Source organism: Paenibacillus sp. An7, from assembly GCF_009870785.1.
Taxonomy (GTDB): Bacteria; Bacillota; Bacilli; order Paenibacillales; family Paenibacillaceae; genus Paenibacillus.
Genome location: NZ_WTWX01000010.1, coordinates 87008 through 103114, shown reverse-complemented (window position 1 = coordinate 103114; position 16107 = coordinate 87008). Strand labels below are relative to the sequence as shown.

The 16107-nt window shown below is 43.6% G+C and carries 17 protein-coding genes and 1 riboswitch; of the genes, 5 read left to right on the top strand and 12 right to left on the bottom strand.

The features are described 5' to 3' along the window. Positions 1-101: 101 nt before the first annotated feature. The 8 genes from GQY27_RS13320 to GQY27_RS13285 form a co-directional block, all read right to left on the bottom strand. Positions 102-566 (bottom strand): DUF420 domain-containing protein, encoded by a 465-nt coding sequence (locus GQY27_RS13320; RefSeq protein ID WP_160035148.1) that lies wholly within the window; start codon positions 564-566, stop codon positions 102-104. A 66-nt stretch (positions 567-632) separates the two neighbouring features. Continuing rightward, positions 633-1523, bottom strand: coding sequence for a cytochrome c oxidase assembly factor CtaG (ctaG, locus tag GQY27_RS13315; protein WP_160035146.1), 891 nt, complete (start codon positions 1521-1523; stop codon positions 633-635). A gap of 93 nt (positions 1524-1616) precedes the next feature. After that, positions 1617-1937 carry a cytochrome C oxidase subunit IV family protein gene (locus tag GQY27_RS13310; RefSeq protein WP_160035144.1) on the bottom strand — a complete coding sequence of 107 codons (321 nt, stop codon included), beginning with the start codon at positions 1935-1937 and terminating at the stop codon, positions 1617-1619. A 3-nt stretch (positions 1938-1940) separates the two neighbouring features. Then, positions 1941-2567 carry a cytochrome (ubi)quinol oxidase subunit III gene (locus tag GQY27_RS13305; protein ID WP_160035142.1) on the bottom strand — a complete coding sequence of 209 codons (627 nt, stop codon included), beginning with the start codon at positions 2565-2567 and terminating at the stop codon, positions 1941-1943. Continuing rightward, a complete protein-coding gene (ctaD, locus tag GQY27_RS13300) occupies positions 2564-4414 on the bottom strand; it encodes a cytochrome c oxidase subunit I (RefSeq protein ID WP_160035242.1) in 1851 nt (616 codons plus the stop codon). Before ctaD ends, GQY27_RS13305 begins: the two co-directional genes overlap by 4 nt. Positions 4415-4470: 56 nt before the next feature. Next, a complete protein-coding gene (coxB, locus tag GQY27_RS13295) occupies positions 4471-5556 on the bottom strand; it encodes a cytochrome c oxidase subunit II (protein ID WP_160035140.1) in 1086 nt (361 codons plus the stop codon). A 498-nt stretch (positions 5557-6054) separates the two neighbouring features. Further along, positions 6055-6804, bottom strand: a complete 750-nt coding sequence (gene map / locus GQY27_RS13290; RefSeq protein ID WP_160035138.1) for a type I methionyl aminopeptidase — start codon at positions 6802-6804, stop codon at positions 6055-6057. A 163-nt stretch (positions 6805-6967) separates the two neighbouring features. Further along, positions 6968-7156 carry a hypothetical protein gene (locus GQY27_RS13285; RefSeq protein ID WP_047911489.1) on the bottom strand — a complete coding sequence of 63 codons (189 nt, stop codon included), beginning with the start codon at positions 7154-7156 and terminating at the stop codon, positions 6968-6970. A 414-nt stretch (positions 7157-7570) separates the two neighbouring features. On the opposite strand from GQY27_RS13285, the gene GQY27_RS13280 reads away from it, so the two are divergent. Further along, positions 7571-7855: a transposase gene (locus GQY27_RS13280; protein WP_160035136.1), complete on the top strand. Its 285-nt coding sequence runs from the start codon at positions 7571-7573 to the stop codon at positions 7853-7855. Between the two features lie 215 nt (positions 7856-8070). After that, the gene (locus tag GQY27_RS13275) at positions 8071-8409 is read left to right on the top strand and encodes a DUF4870 domain-containing protein (RefSeq protein ID WP_160035134.1); all 339 of its coding nucleotides are present in this window, start codon (positions 8071-8073) and stop codon (positions 8407-8409) included. A gap of 153 nt (positions 8410-8562) precedes the next feature. Here GQY27_RS13275 and GQY27_RS13270 read toward each other — a convergent pair whose 3' ends face one another. Both GQY27_RS13270 and GQY27_RS13265 read right to left on the bottom strand, forming a co-directional pair. Continuing rightward, complete coding sequence (locus GQY27_RS13270) at positions 8563-9903, bottom strand: nucleobase:cation symporter-2 family protein (protein ID WP_160035132.1); 1341 nt, start codon at positions 9901-9903, stop codon at positions 8563-8565. Beyond that, a complete protein-coding gene (locus GQY27_RS13265; RefSeq protein ID WP_160035240.1) occupies positions 9903-10490 on the bottom strand; it encodes a xanthine phosphoribosyltransferase in 588 nt (195 codons plus the stop codon). The genes GQY27_RS13270 and GQY27_RS13265 overlap by 1 nt, the downstream gene beginning before the upstream one ends. A 185-nt stretch (positions 10491-10675) precedes the next feature. Then, positions 10676-10776, bottom strand: a riboswitch (purine riboswitch). A 203-nt stretch (positions 10777-10979) separates the two neighbouring features. Between GQY27_RS13265 and mscL the strand changes: the two genes are divergently transcribed. Next, complete coding sequence (mscL, locus tag GQY27_RS13260; RefSeq protein WP_442950908.1) at positions 10980-11477, top strand: large conductance mechanosensitive channel protein MscL; 498 nt, start codon at positions 10980-10982, stop codon at positions 11475-11477. Here the strand turns inward: mscL and GQY27_RS13255 are convergent. Further along, positions 11474-11779, bottom strand: a complete 306-nt coding sequence (locus GQY27_RS13255) for a hypothetical protein (RefSeq protein WP_160035130.1) — start codon at positions 11777-11779, stop codon at positions 11474-11476. The two genes, mscL and GQY27_RS13255, sit on opposite strands and share 4 nt — an antisense overlap. 131 nt (positions 11780-11910) lie before the next feature. On the opposite strand from GQY27_RS13255, the gene GQY27_RS13250 reads away from it, so the two are divergent. Next, positions 11911-12552 (top strand): NUDIX hydrolase, encoded by a 642-nt coding sequence (locus GQY27_RS13250; RefSeq protein WP_236570590.1) that lies wholly within the window; start codon positions 11911-11913, stop codon positions 12550-12552. Between the two features lie 102 nt (positions 12553-12654). Here the strand turns inward: GQY27_RS13250 and GQY27_RS13245 are convergent, their stop codons facing one another. After that, positions 12655-13401, bottom strand: a complete 747-nt coding sequence (locus tag GQY27_RS13245) for a zinc ribbon domain-containing protein (protein WP_160035128.1) — start codon at positions 13399-13401, stop codon at positions 12655-12657. Between the two features lie 318 nt (positions 13402-13719). Between GQY27_RS13245 and GQY27_RS13240 the strand changes: the two genes are divergently transcribed. After that, positions 13720-16074: a UvrD-helicase domain-containing protein gene (locus GQY27_RS13240; RefSeq protein WP_160035126.1), complete on the top strand. Its 2355-nt coding sequence runs from the start codon at positions 13720-13722 to the stop codon at positions 16072-16074. The last annotated feature ends 33 nt before the right edge of the window (positions 16075-16107 follow it).

Sequence of the window (16107 nt, the reverse complement as noted above, 5' to 3'; positions counted from 1 at the left end):
AAAAAAGGAGACGCTTGTCTCCTTTTCTCATATTTTCTATTACTATTTTGTTTGTTTCAATTTGTTTATTTCACATCATTAATCTTTCATGTCTTATATCTTTAAGCCCCTATAATAACTTCCCAAACAGGCTTCGTATGTCCTCCTGGATAAAGGATATAGAGCAGAGTATACACAAGAACCCCTGTTGTGGCAGTGAAAAACCAGATCATAGAAGTCACTCTGCCGAGCCGCCTGTGTTTCGCATATTTTTCTTTGTAGCCCCATAGGAGGGTTGTAATGCCAAATATAGCTCCCACGGTAGCCATGACAATATGGAAAATAAGAAACACTTGATAGAATAATTTCAAATCATCTGGACCGCCCCAAGCTGTATTCCCTACAATGATTGTCCGCGAACTGTAGATTATGAAGAACAGAATTGCTGCCCAGGCACCGGCAAGCATCATTTTCTTATGTGCTGCTCGTTTCCCTTGGATAATAAGTACCCATCCGATTCCCACTAGTACTGCACTGATTACGATAAAAGCCGTACTGAGTGTAGGCAGCCAAAAATATAAATCCATGTTCTTTCCCCCCGTGTTCTTCATGCTGGTGAATCTTACGCAATCGCCTGTATCTCGTCTACCTGGTTAGGATACGTTTGGTATGATCTCTTCTTCTTCACTCCGCTCTTTCTTGTACCACTGAAAAAAGACATATGCGAGCATAACCCCAAAAATCAATTCTTGGATCATCTTCATGATCACTCCGCCTACCTGCTGATCCTGCTGTGCATTGGGTAACAAATTAAAGTAAGAGGGTCCGCCGACAGATTGCAAAAGGATCTGAGGATCACCCGAGTAACAGTACCCCATCGCAGTCGCCCAAACGTTTGGATCACTATACGTTGCAAACAGCGGTTCTGGAGCAAAGATAATAAGTCCGCAGGCCGGTGTAAGCAGTACCATGTTTAGAAAAATAAACCCGATCTTAGCAAGGCTCGATTCCCTATCCCGCTCAGGAACAGGATGCACTAAGGATCCCCACATCAGAAGTGACGCAATGAATAGAATGATGTAATAAAGTCGATGCACCGTGAAGTTCAGCATAACGTAGTCATGCACGAGCGGTATATGATAAATCGAAAATAGTCCGTTAAATATGAGTGCCGCTACAATAGGTTTTCCTAAGAAAGAAAAGGATTTTATTAATGGATAGTCAAGCACTTTACGCCATACCCAGGATGGAATCCCTCTCATCAGCAGCGGCGGTGCAGCGATATAGGACAGCGCCATACTAATCATATGAAAGGTGAACATGGTATGTCCCAGCAGGCTAATTGGGCCTCCCTGTGCCATATAGAGAATAAACATTCCGCATACGAACATAATCTTCTGTCCTGGGGTCGTCTTTTCCGCTATTCCTGCACTATAAGCAAGCGGGCCAACCATTACAAAATAAAGTGCTGTCAGTATAAGCATCAAAGCCAAAAACAGTGGACTCCAAACGTCCGCGAAACTAAAGTATTCTAGTCCAAGCATAATTCCCCTCCTGCCTTACTTCATGACAGTAAATAAATGGCTTTATGAAAAGAAGAAAAGGCAGCGAAAAAGATTCGCCGCCTTCTACTGTCGTTACCACCATACCCAAAATAAAGCGGTAATAATGGCCGTAAAGGCCACGAAAAATCCGAATGCCATAAAAATGAGTGGAATAAGATGTCCTTTATCCTTCATGTGCATCCAGTAAGCCATTTGGATAATCACTTGCAGAACGGCCATGGTGAGCAAGAGAATAACCGTAAAGGCAGTATTCACTCCGCCTGCAGCCACTGCTCCAAAAGCGATCAAAGTTAAACCTATGGAGAAAATAAAGGCAACCACATGTTTTTCTGGCCCTTCCGGGCGATGACGATGCTTGACACTGTTATTGCCAGCCTGTTCATGACTTGCCATGGATTAAACCACCTTTCCCAGTAGATAAACGACCGTAAAGATGAATACCCATACCACATCGATAAAGTGCCAATAGATTGCAGACACATAGATCTTTGGCGCGGTGACGACCGTCAACCCTTTTTTGTACAGTTGCCCTATTAGTATGCCTATCCAAGCAATACCAAATGCGACGTGAGCACCGTGGAATCCAACAAGCGTATAGAAGGCGGAACTAAAAGCACTTGTTGTCATACCAAAGTTCTTGTGAACAACATATTCATAGAATTCATAGATCTCTAAACTAAGAAAGCCTAGACCAAGGATAACCGTAACGATCAGCCAGAAAATCAGCTTTTTAACATTATGTTTGTGCATGGCTTGAATCGCGAAAACACTCGTTAAACTACTTACTAACAGAATAAAAGTAGCAGCTCCCACAAGGGGCAGATGGAATAGTTCATTTGCTGTAGGACCCTCTACGGTCTGATTACGAAGCGCAAGGAATGTAGCAAACAAAGTACCGAACAGTACCGCCTCTCCTCCAAGGAAGAGCCAGAAACCAAGGACCTTGTTGCGTCCTTCCAGTGTCGCTTTTTCAGGTTCGTGAGGCAGCTGACCATTTACAGCTTCTGTATGTGGCGATGTCATATCTTAGCCCCCTTATCTTCCAGTTCCTCGGGATCAATATGCCATCCATGATCATCGAACAAGGAACGTGCGGCCATAGATCCAAATGTAATGAGAAGACCAATGATAACCACGATATAATTATTGAACAAGAAGTTCATAAATCCGTTGCCAAACTCGTCGTTTGAGAACATGAAACCCAGACCTGCGATGAAAATCCCTACAGACATCAGGAACGGAAGCGGTGTGGCAGAAGGCATATGAATCGGACCAAGCGGCTCTGCAGGTGTCATTTCCGTGTTGCCTGCCATTTTTTCTTTCCACCAAGCATCAAGACCACGCACTAGTGGAATCTGTGTAAAGTTGTGTTCAGGTGGCGGTGATGGAATGGACCATTCCAGTGTACGTCCATCTTCCCAAGGATCGTTCGGTGCATCGGCTGGTTTTCTGAAAGTAATAACCACATTAATTAAGAACAAAATAACGCCGATCGTCATCAAAAATGCTCCGATGGTACTAATATAGTTCAGTTCATCCAAACCTTGATCCGGCGCATAGGTTGCAACCCGGCGCTGCATTCCCAAAAGACCGAGGAAATGCTGAACGAAGAAGGTGAGATGGAATCCAATAATAAAGAACCAGAATGTAATTTTGCCAAGCGTCTCATTAAGAAGACGTCCAAACATTTTTGGCCACCAATACGTGAGTCCTGCAAATATACCCAGTACAAGACCACCCACAATAACATAGTGAAAGTGTGCTACAACGAAGTATGTATCATGGAACTGGAAGTCCGCAGGTGCAGATGCGAGCATAACACCCGTCACTCCGCCCATTACAAAGGTAGGTAAGAAACCGATCGCATACAAGTTCGCTGTTGTAAAGCGAATCTGTCCTCCCCACATCGTAAAGAGCCAGTTGAATATTTTGATCCCGGTTGGTACGGCAATCAGCATGGTAGAAATAGAGAAAAGTGCATTCGCAATCGTACCGAGGCCGGTCGTAAACATGTGATGCGCCCATACCATGAATCCTAAAAATGCAATCAAGATCGTTGCAAAGACCATCGAGCTGTAACCAAACAATCTTTTTCTTGAAAATGTAGGGATAACTTCTGAAATAATACCGAAGGCCGGCAAGATCAAGATATATACTTCGGGATGCCCGAAGATCCAGAAGATATGCTGCCATAATACAGGGTTACCCCCGCCTTCTATACTAAAGAAGTTTGCACCCAGAATCCGGTCAAAAGTTAACAGGACAAGCCCAACCGTAATCGCCGGAAAAGCAAATAGAATCATAGCGGATGTAATAAATGTCGTCCAAGCAAACATCGGCATGCGCATAAAGGACATGCCTGGAGCACGCATCGTAATAATTGTGGCAAGGAAGTTAATCCCCCCAATCAGCGTACCGAGACCCGCAATCTGCAGTCCAATGGTGTAAAAGTCAACCCCATGTGTATCACTGTATGCGGTACTTGCCAGCGGCACATATGAAGTCCATCCCGCATCCGGAGCTCCGCCCATGAGCCAGCTCAGGTTCAGCAGGATTCCTCCGAAGAGAAACGTCCAGAAACCCAGTGCATTAAGGAATGGAAATGCTACGTCCCGGGCTCCGATTTGAAGAGGGAGGATTGCATTCATAAAAGCAAAGATAATCGGCATAACACCTAGGAAGATCATCGTTGTACCATGCATCGTAATCAGTTCATTAAATATCTGTGTACTAACGATTTGATTGTATGGTTCCATCAGCTGGATACGAATCAAGATCGCTTCAATACCGCCGATACCAAAAAACAGAGCTCCTGCCATCAAATAAAGTATTGCGATTTTCTTATGGTCAACCGTCGTAATCCAATCCATCAGTCCGGTATACCGTTTAACCGTATGAGCGTGAGCCAACGTTGTGTACCTCCTTCTCAATCCGCACTGTTCGTTTCGTATTCAAGCTTATAACTCGCCAAGTATTCAGCAATGGCATCAATTTCTTCTGTCGTGAGTCCAAGATCACTAGGATTCGGCATTTTGTTGCCTGGTTTCACTTCTTGCGGATCATGAAGCCACTGTTTCATGTTATCTTCAACAGATGCCCCCGCTTGCCCTTCACGTTCGTTCAGAAGCATGCTAGCTACTGCTTCTCTACTGCCGATTCCTGTGAGATTTGGGCCGACTGGAGTCCCTTGATCTCCCACGGCATGACACGTCAGGCAGGCAGATCTGAATTTCTCTGCAAGCTGCTCATCTTCAGGAAGAACGGCCGGTGCTTTCATAGAAGCAACCCAGTTCTCGAATTCTTCCGGGCTTACTGATTTAACTTTGAACTCCATGAAAGCATGAGATGGTCCGCATAACTCTGCGCACTTACCCCGGTAAACGCCTTCATTCGGTGCGGAAAAATGGAACTTGTTTGTTGTCCCTTTTGTATCGTCATCCCCTGCAAAGTTGGTATCAATCTTACCGGAAAGGGATGGGACCCAGAAGGAATGAATTACGTCTTGACTGTCAAGGACAAAAGAAATCGTCTTGTTCGTTGGAATGATAAGATCTTGTGCGGTCGTCACACCCAAATCAGGATAACTAAATTCCCACCAGTACTGGTGAGCCGTTACTCTAACCTGAAGGGCATTTTTGTCTTTGGTGTAATCTTTACCAAGTGCGGAGAGCTGTCCAACCGTAGGAACAGCGAGTACAATAACAAGAATGAGCGGAATCACAGTCCAGATCACCTCAAGCTTGAAATTGCCTTCCACTTGTTCCGGTACTTCAGTCTGTCCTTTTTTGCGTCTGAACTTGACCAATACGTAAGCTGAGATGGCAAATACCACAAGCAATACGACGACCATGATCGTTATAGCAAGTTTCATCAAATCAAGCTGACCTTGTGCTACAGGACCTTGCGGGTTCATTACAGATAAATCCTCTCGACCACAAGCGGACAACAATAATAAAGAGAATGCTGTCAGTAAAAGGAGGATCCGTTTTCCGTACTGCCACCTTTTCATCACCTATCTACCCCACTTTTCCCGTTTTCGCTGATTACCATCTGGTTCCAGAAAGCGATTATTCTTACTGTTCTAGTACCTTTGTTGTAATCCTGTCAATTAATACAATCACTTATTAAATATAAGTTGATGTCAACTTTTTGTCAATCTTTAGACACATGTTCACAAATTGTTCACTAAGTCGAAAAAAACCGCGCCACTGCCCGACTTGTTAACGATTTCAGTCTAATATAAGCTGGAGTTTGTTTATTGTTTTCTTCCAATATACGGATAAAACGGGAGGATTCGAGTTGTTTTTCCATAGGGCTAATTTATGTATATTAGTGCAAACAATTAGATATGAAACCTAGTAACATTTTATAGAGTCTAATCCCTATTCTATGCTGTGATGCACATTTATCTCAGAGCTTTATTCTATTTTTATCCATCATTTACCACAAAAAAGAAAACCCGCTTTGTGATAGAGCGGGATTCCTAACCACTTCCCTGCAGCTTGATTGTCTAGCTCGTTAGCAGCAACGGACCATCCTTAGTAATCGCTACCGTGTGCTCATACTGAGCACCGATACTTCCATCTGCTGATCGGACCGTCCAGCCATCTTCTTCCCAATAAACAGCGCCTGTTCTTCCCATGGTCAAAACAGGTTCAACTGTAATCACCATACCCTCAACCAGCTTCATTCCAGTTCCCTTTTTTCCATAAGGAAAAACATCAGGCTGCTCATGCATTAATCTGCCAATTCCATGTCCTACGAGCGGTTTAACAATGCCGTAACGCCATAGCTTTACATTTTTTTCAATAGCGTATCCTATGTCCCCTATCGTTTTACCTGGTACGGCTTCTTCGATACCCAGTAACATTGCTTTCTCGGTTCGACGAAGAAAACGCTGGGTTTTTGAATCGATTTTTCCGATCGCATAGGTCCATGCAGAGTCTGCGAGCCATCCATCCTTGTTAACAACCATATCAATGGTGACAACATCACCTGATTTAAGCGGCTTTTTACTCGGGAATCCATGACACACGATATCATTAACTGACGCACAGGTTGCATACGGGTACCCTTTATAGCCTTTTTGCTCGGGAACTGCTCCATTTCGAGCGAGAAAGGTTTCTACAAATTCATCAATCTCTTTGGTTGTCGTATCTGGCGCGAGTTTTCTCTCAATTTCACGATGGCATGCTTTTAAGATTCGTCCGGCCTCACGCATGTAACCGATCTCTTCTTTTGTTTTAAGTTTTACCGACATATGGCCGTCCTCCTCTATAATCATGGAACCTTTACCATATATATGCTGAGGAAGACGCAAAAAAAACCGCCTCTCTGTTTCAATTTCATCAGGGTGGCGGTTCTATAAACAACAAAGCAATATAATCAGCAAATACAACGGGAATGCCTTACAAAAAAACGAATCAGGAGACTGAGGAGTTCAGTCTAGTTAATTCACGCTCAACTACAAGCGTCAGTTCCTCTTCATACCCTCCTGTTATCCGGTATTTTTTCACATACTCCTTCACGAATTTTTTAGGATCCTTCGGCCTGAATATACGAGTCATTTCCCGTAAACTTTCTTTGACCTCATTATGACCTTTTGTTGCCATGATAACTCCCTCCCAAAACGTTGAAAGTGAATGCTCCGTTTAGAGAATGCAAAAAGAAAGATCTAAATTGATACCATGAAGAAGTGTGCGCGGCAATATTCAGCTTTAGGCCGGGACTCCTGAGAAGACAGGTACCTGACACTATGATTACCCGATATGATTCTTATTGAATCACACTCCCATTGTATCATATTCAAAGCAGTCGTACAGCTTTACAACTTTATAAAAAGTAATTAATTTACATTTTATCTACCAAAGTTCGAATTTTAGCCTCAGAAGGCTTTCTTTTATGGTTATTGTCTCTCGACTTGGAATAATTATGTCTAATTCAGGTTAACTTAAGCCAGAAGCCTGGTGCTTCACGAAAATAATGAAATAATGATTTACTATTTCTTTCAAGGAGGCATTCCATTAATGAGCGGAAAAGACAAGGAGATGCTCCCGATATCCAAAGAAACAGTTGAGGTTGACGGAGTTTATACGAATGAACGAGGACTTACTGAACATCTCCACAGAGGTCAACAATTCCCTTCGGATCCCGTTTTGGGTGCTACAGAATGGGAACTAACCGAGTTTGCATTCGATAATCATCATGACGGTACCACCGATCCTAGACTGGTTCCGAAAGAAAATGACACGGATAAACAAGAGAAAATTACGAGTCCGAGACGTCAGCAACAAGGCGGGGATCCTTCCTAATTAATTTTTGTTAGGTGAGGGTCAGCTTACTTTTATAGAAATTATAGAAATTAGGGGTATCCCGCTTAAGCCGCCTCACGGTTTACGGGTTACCCCTATTCATTTCACTCTTTTTTGTTTCAGTTCAGCAATTAATTTTCCAGCATTCTGTTCAAATCTCTCCTATCCCGTCATATGCTAACTTATAGCATCTTGTACAAAAGGGAGGAAGAACAATGTCTCCATTCAAATCATCTACAGGTCTTGATGAGAATATTGCTGCTGCAATATGCTACCTGTTCACCTTTATAGGAGCAATTGTGATGCTTGCACTGGAGAAACGAAGCCGATTTGTAATGTTCCATGCTCTGCAATCTTTGTTTGCATTTAGCTTTATCGTAGTAGGACACATTCTAAGCGGGCTTGTTCCCTTATTTGGTCCGCTGCTCGCAGCTCTGTTATCCCTTCTCGGCTTTGTTATATGGATTGTAATGTTAGTGACGACACTACAAGGAAAGTGGCTAAAACTTCCTATTGTCGGGGATTTAGCTGATAAACAAATGCGTAAACTTTAATAGAGAATGTATCATCTCAATCATTTCAATTAATTCAATAATCTCAGAAAATCATTAAACACCTTTTATCAAATAAAATGTTTAATGTATTTAAAAAGCCGGTTACATGATCTCAAGAGATCATGTAACCGGCTTTTGCTATATACATATTCATTAAGCTACTTCTTCATTAGTAGTAGACTTCGTTCCAGGGGTTACTTTCGCCGGACCCAGCCCGTTGAAGATGAGATTCATGAAAATTGCCGTAAAACTGCCCACTACAATTCCATTGTTTAGTAGAATTCCTGCCTCTTCTGGCAGCTGTGCAAATAAATCAGGAACGACCGTAACACCAAGTCCCATTCCCACAGAACAAGCGATAATCAGCAGATTCTCATACCGATTAAAGTCCACCTGTTCAGCAAGCATACGAATACCAGAGGATACCACCATACCAAATAGGGCTACCGTAGCACCGCCGAGTACCGAATGAGGAATCATCTGTGCGGTAGCTGCAATCTTCGGTACAAAGCCAATGATAATGAGCAGTCCGCCCGCCACTGCAATGACGTCACGTGTTTTTACGCGGCTCATTTGCAGAAGTCCTACGTTCTGAGAATACGTTGTATAAGGGAATGAATTAAAAATACCACCAATAACAATCGCAAGACCTTCTGCGCGATATCCGCGGGCTAGATCTTTCGAGTTCAAGTCTTTGTCCAAAATCTTACCGAGAGCCATAAACACCCCTGTGGATTCTGCGATACTGACAATTGCAACTAGGATCATCGTCAGAACGGCAGAAATATTAAATTTGGGTGTGCCAAAGTGAAACGGCTCTGGTGCACGGAACCAGCTTGCTTCTAGCATTGGCGTCAAGTCTACCTTGCCGAAGAAGCCGGCCACGATCGTACCTACAACAAGACCGAGCAGAATCGAAATAGATTGCAAGAAACCTTTTGTGAAACGATTCATGAGAATGATGAAAATAAGAACTCCAAAACCGATACATAAATTCAGAATGCTTCCGAAATCGGCCTCATTTTGACCTCCCCCAAGATCGTTCAAAGCGGTTGGAATCAAGGTAAGACCAATAATCGTCACTACCGATCCGGTTACAACAGGCGGAAAGAACCGAATCAGCTTACTGAAGAATCCACCAAAAATCATAACGAATAATCCCGATGCGATAATCGCTCCATAAATATAGGACATGCCAAAGTTCTGTCCAATCAGAATCATGGGAGCTACAGCCTGAAATGCACAGCCAAGCATAACCGGTAGTCCGATACCAAAATATTTACCACCCCAGACCTGCAGTAACGTAGCAAGCCCACAGGCCAGCAGGTCAATTGCAATGAGGTACGTTAGTTCAGAGGAAGATAATTTAAGCGCACTGCCCACGATCAGCGGAACAATAACAGCCCCTGCATACATAGCCAAAACATGCTGAAGACCAAGTGAAAATGTCTTCGCTGGGTGACGATGACGATCGAATATTCGCTCACGGGACATTAGACGTTAACCTCATCTTCAGCAAAAGTAACCTGTCCATCCTTAAGCGCAGCAAGACGCACAAGTGACTCTACACGGTACCCTTTCTCTTTCAAAAGTTTGCCTCCGGGCTGGAATGCCTTCTCAATTACGATACCAATGCCGACAACTTCTGCTCCCGCCTGTTCCACAATCCGAGCAAGTCCAAAAGCAGCTTCACCGTTCGCTAAGAAATCGTCAATAATAAGTACGCGATCGCCTGGCTTCATAAATTTTTTGGCAACGGTAATTTCATTGGATTCCTGTTTTGTAAAAGAGTATACCTTCTCAACCAGAATATCTTCACGAAGAGTCAGTGATTTTTGTTTGCGTGCAAAAATAAGCGGCACTTCAAGTTCCAGTGCTGTCATAATGCCCGGTGCTATACCAGAGGATTCAATCGTCAGTACACGAGTAATTTCTTCTCCTTCAAATCTTCGCGTAAACTCACGTCCTACCTCTTTCATCAAGATCGGATCCATTTGATGGTTCAGGAAAGAATCCACCTTTAATACTTGATCCGACAATACAATTCCTTCATTTAATACTTTCTCTTTTAACAGCTTCATCATCTGTTCCTCCTTGGTGCTATCGTCTTTGTAATCTCTAAACGCAAAAAAGACCCTTCTCTTCCACCGTCCCAACCGGCAGAAAAGCAAGGGAGAAGAACATAGGTATCTGATACAAGCAAAAATCCATCCCTAATCGTCAGGACTGACGGTACATTAGAGATAGTTCTCTTCTATCTATCGTAACCTTATATTAATTCTCCCGTAGTCCAATCATTTGCGGTGATCGGGTAGAGACATGCTGGCCTATTCCAGCACATATACGAGATAACGTAAGTGCATTTAGTAATTAATGTAAACCATCTCTTTATCTACCTGGATTCAGGTGCGGACAGCTTATGTTAGGTCGATGGTAGAAGTATACCGAATTGATACTGCAAAAGAAAGTGTTATTTTCAGTATTTTTTTCACATATCGCTTTTCAAGAGAGTCCATCAGATGATTAAATAGATGAAGGTTGCGATAATTCGATGTTAGGAGTGCATCTGCTTGAAAGGAATCATAAGTGAATTTAAAGAATTTGCCGTACGAGGGAATGTCATTGATTTGGCAGTTGGTGTCATTATTGGAGGGGCATTTGGAAAAATTATTACGTCTTTCGTTAACGATATACTCATGCCGCCGATCGGACTAATCCTAGGAAATCGCAGTTTTGAACAGCTGTTTTTGCCGCTGGAAAGAGGGATTTTCACCCTTGAAGGAAGCAAATATACAACGCTTGTTATGGCAGAAGCAGACGGAATTCCTGTACTCCGATACGGTCAATTCATTAATGTTGTTCTTGATTTTATGATTGTGGCGTTCTGCATATTTATGTTCATCAAGGCGATCAACCGATTTAAACGTAAAGAAGAAAAACCCGAGCCGAAGATAACGACGCGGGCATGTCCTTATTGTATATCCGATATACCGCTTGAAGCGACGCGTTGCTCACACTGTACCTCCCTGGTAGATCCAATGCTTGAGTCAGAAAATGCTAAAGCTTAAAGCCCCGGCGATCTAGGAATGAGGTTTTCGAGGATCTGTCTCAGATTTGCATCTTCTCGGTAGACTTCTTCCCCGGTATCGAGTTCCGTGACACGAATTCGAGTATACGGTTCATCCGGACGAACCGGTTTAAAAGTAAGATCATTTTGGTTTTCGACCATGACATCAAATCCTATTTTTTTAAACATTGGGATTAATTGTTCTGTAGATGCTTCTTGTTTATCTCCGAGCATAATAAGACCTCTTAGATTCTTGGCCTCTTCATTTTTGTAGATGACCTGAAAACGAACGATGCATTCCATTCTTTATCTCCCCTTTATTCGTTTAAACCTATATGATAACTACATTGCCCCAAACTGTATGTAATCATGCTAACAGAAAACGCAGTAAATCTGTAGTAAGACGTTATTATTACACGGGAGGTACAAAACTTATGATAAAAGAAGAGCAATTTGATATTTACAATCAAGATGGAAAGTGGATTGGCACCGCCCCCCGTTCTGAAGTACACGCAAAAGGATACTGGCATAAATCGTTTCACTGCTGGCTCATACGAGATACAGAAGAAGGGCGTAAACTACTTTTTCAAAAAAGGGTGGGCAGTAAGGATACCTTTCCTTCCTGCTATGATATTACCGCAGCAGGGCACCTGTCTGCAGGTGAAACGGTGCAAGATGCCGCAAGAGAACTAGAGGAAGAACTGGGACTTGCTGTTCCCTACTCTCAGCTTACACCTCTGCTTGAGATAAAGGATGAGTTATATGGTGAAGTAAACGGGATCCCCTTCAAAGACCTAGAAATCAGCTCCGTATTTGGCTATCTTCATGCTCAGCCGCTATATCAATATCATCTGCAGCAAAGTGAAGTACAAGGACTTTACGAAGCTCTTCTATCCGATATGATGGAGTTGTTCGAGAATAAAGTATCAGAAGTGCAAGCCATTGGAATTCATAGTCAGAATGAAGGTAATCCAGAAGCGCTCTTCATGGAAACCATTAGAGCAGATCAGTTTGTGACTAGGCAGCCTAGTTACTATCTCACCATATTTGAGAAACTAAAGGAAATGGAAATGTAACCTAATCGACTGCACAAAACAGGTAAAACCCTTCTTTATCCTTATTCGGATAGGATAGAAGGGTTTTTTAGACGTTACCTATACTTATTCCGAATCCGGAGATTAAATCTGTTCTGCTCCGCAATGCGGACACCATTTAGAGCCTTTTGGCAGCTCCGCTGCACAAATCTGACACTTTACGGTCTCTCGCGGAAGTTCCGTTTCCACTTTTTCTTGGTGCTGATTGTTCTCTTTCCAATACCTTATACGCTCATCCAGCTCCTGCTGCCTCTCGCTTTCGCGCTGCATCTCTTCCAAGCGTCTGCGTTCCCACTCTGCGTCAAACTCTTCTTTCTCTTCCGGCAGAAAGTCTCCTAGATCATAATTTTCACTAGGAATCTCTTCCTCAGCCAAAAGCAGATCCGGGAAAAGCTCTTCCTCTTCTACCTCTTCTTCAGCAACGGTAGCTGCTGCTTCCGGTTTAGCTTGTGCATGTGCTGCCGGAGCCGGCTTCTCGTTTCCTGTTAAAGCACGGCCGCATTTGGGACAGAAATTAGCATCCAGATCCGATACATGACCACAGACGCAAACCCGCTCGTTTTTCAGCAGAGCAATCTTCTCGCGCAGTTCATCAATCTCATCCTGAAGCGTGTCGCAGTCTGCCGAAAGTTCCATCATTCTTTCTTCCGCTAAAGACATATCTTGTGCACGATACCCCTCATAGAAGATACGGCCCATTTCTGTATAGTTCACGGACATGTCGTGCTTAATGTTCGCAATTTGCGAATTAATTTTGTTAATCTCTACAGCATGCTGCGCCTTCTCAGTCGCACGCCCTGCCCCGTCTTTAATTCGTTGTAAAAAGTTCATGCGATTCATTCCTCCTCATTCCATGTAACAAGTTGCATGTTGCAAGCATTGCAGCTTATAGCTTTCAGTACCTTATTACAGCAATAACACCCTATGCTAAACTTTATCGTCAAATTATACCGTATACTTCGCTTGAATTGATAGTTTCGGTATAATAGAACAGTCTGTTACATGCAGACAAGTAACCATCTTATATGTAATCTACCTTAAAGTTTATCATTCGTCAGATGTTTTTATGACTCTATCATACCAAATTTACAACCCTCTTGTGAAAAGGGCAATGTTTTACTTTGATTTTAGATGAGGTGTACACCATTTATGTATAGCACAAATCCTATATTTTATCCTCGCCCTTTAGGGGTCCCTTCGAGTGCCCGAATGCCTAAGGCAAAGGAAGCGCCCGAACAAACAAGCCTGGAGCTTGTTCATGATACGGAACCAGATGCCGAATACTTCAGGTCGTTGGAGGAAGCCGGTATTCTGCTGAACGGACCACAGATTAAAGCCGTAAGGCATGGTGACGGTCCTATTTTAACTTTGGCAGGTGCTGGTTGTGGTAAAACGACGGTTCTTGCGGCAAGAGCCGGCTACCTTATTAAAGTTCGAAACGTACCTGCCGGCAGTATCCTGCTCGTCACTTTTACTAGTAAAGCCGCTGCAGAGATGAAATCTCGTATTTCGACACTTCCTGGTATTCGTTCTGCTGCTGCAAGGGCTGTACAAGCAAGAACATTCCACTCCTTCGCTTTAATGCTATTGCGTCATTACGGGGTAACGGAAGATATTTTTGGTGACATGAGAGCACAGCATACCGTAATAAAAATGATTCAGCGCAAGCATGGATTAAGCGATGCATTTCAGCCGGAAAGCCTGCTCTCTTCTCTCTCTACCTGGAAGATGGAAGGAAAACGGACCGAAGATCTTCCAGAGACGTCACAGGAAGAAAGAGAGGTAAAACAGATTCTTACCGGATATGAAGCATGGAAGAAAGAACGTCACAAGATGGACTTTGATGATATTTTGCTGCGAGCTGCGGAACTGTTGAATGATCCTGCCATTCTGCGCCCGCTTCAAAAACGATTCCAATATATTATGGTGGATGAATTCCAAGATACCAACAGTCTTCAGTACGAAATTGTACGTAAACTCGCAGCTTCCCACCGGAACCTGATGGTAGTCGGTGATGACGACCAGACGATCTATACCTTTAATGGAGCAAGACAAGAAGCAATTCTTGATTTTGATAAAGTCTATCCTCGGGCATCCATCGTTACACTGGATATTAATTACCGCTCCGACGCTCGCATTCTTGGTCTTGGCACAGAGATTGTACGTTATAACAAAAAACGCCGGTATAAGAAATTAGTGTCCGCTGGTAAGCCTGGGTATCAGCCGTTGTTCGCCACTCCTTCTGGAGTGGAAGAAGAGGCGGCGATGGTCGTCAGCCATATTCAGGAGATGATAGAAGAAGAACATTTATCGTATCAAGATATTGCGATTCTGCACCGGACAGCAAGCAGCAGCCGTGCTATTTTTGAACAGCTTGTTCTAAAAGAGATTCCATTTGTACAATATGGGGCTACCCCTGTCTTCTACGATCAGACTTTAGTGAAGCCGCTGATGGATCACCTAAGGTTATCCCTTCACCCGCGTAATTTTGATGCGATTCCAAGTACACTCGGACCTTTATATATCTCGCGTGAAGCAGGTCTCGAATACTTGGCAGGGCAAGAGAAGCTGCAGCCTAAAAAATATCCGCTCATTCATTTTTCGAGATGGGATCGTCTGAAACCTTTTCAGCAAGAGCAGGTCAAGGAACGAATTAAACTGATTAAGCAGCTGCAGACGATGACTCCGCTTGCGGCGATCCAAGAAATGCGAAGACAGTTCTACGATTCGTATCTTGAGAGCGGCGATCCAAGTATCTACACACATTATAAAGAAACGATTATGGAAACACTGGATGAGCTTGAGGCATCTGTAAAACGGTTTGAGACTGTGGAGAGTTTTGTTACCTTTGCAGATGAACTATCCCGAAGACATAAAGAGATGGAAGCTCTGCAAGCAGCCAATGAAGATGCCGTACAGCTGATGACGATTCACCGAGCCAAAGGGCTTGAATTCCCTTGCGTTTACTGGATTGGTGCAAGTGAAGGAATTCTTCCGCATAGTTCTGCTCTAACCAAAGAAGTGCCCGAGGACCGAAAAGCGGCACTGACGGGCGCAGCTGCCAAAGAAGTGGACGAAGCTTTGCTAGAGGAAGAACGCAGACTTGCTTATGTTGCTGTTACGCGTGCGAAGCAGCGATTATTCATTACCTCTCCTGCTAGTCAGCATGGGAAGCCGGCTCCTGTCTCTAGATTTCTGCTGGAAGCTTTCGGCGTCAAGGATACAGGCCACAAGAAACAGAGTGCCAAAGAACGTTTAAATCCGGACAAAGACCGCTTCCACTCGAAAGGCAAGATACACAGCTCTTCTTCCTCTCTTATGAAAGGAAGCTCGCAGCGGATGGAAACTGTACCGGTATGGTCATGTACATCAGATACTTGTCCCGCCTGGATTCGTCAGCACACCGGCAAATCGAAGGAGGAAGCACCGCCTTGCCCGCTCTGTAAGTCAAAAATGAAAAAAACGATGCGAGAAGTGCCTGCTTTACCGAGACATCTGAAATAATCTATCTATGCGGCTGATTCATCCCCTGCCCTA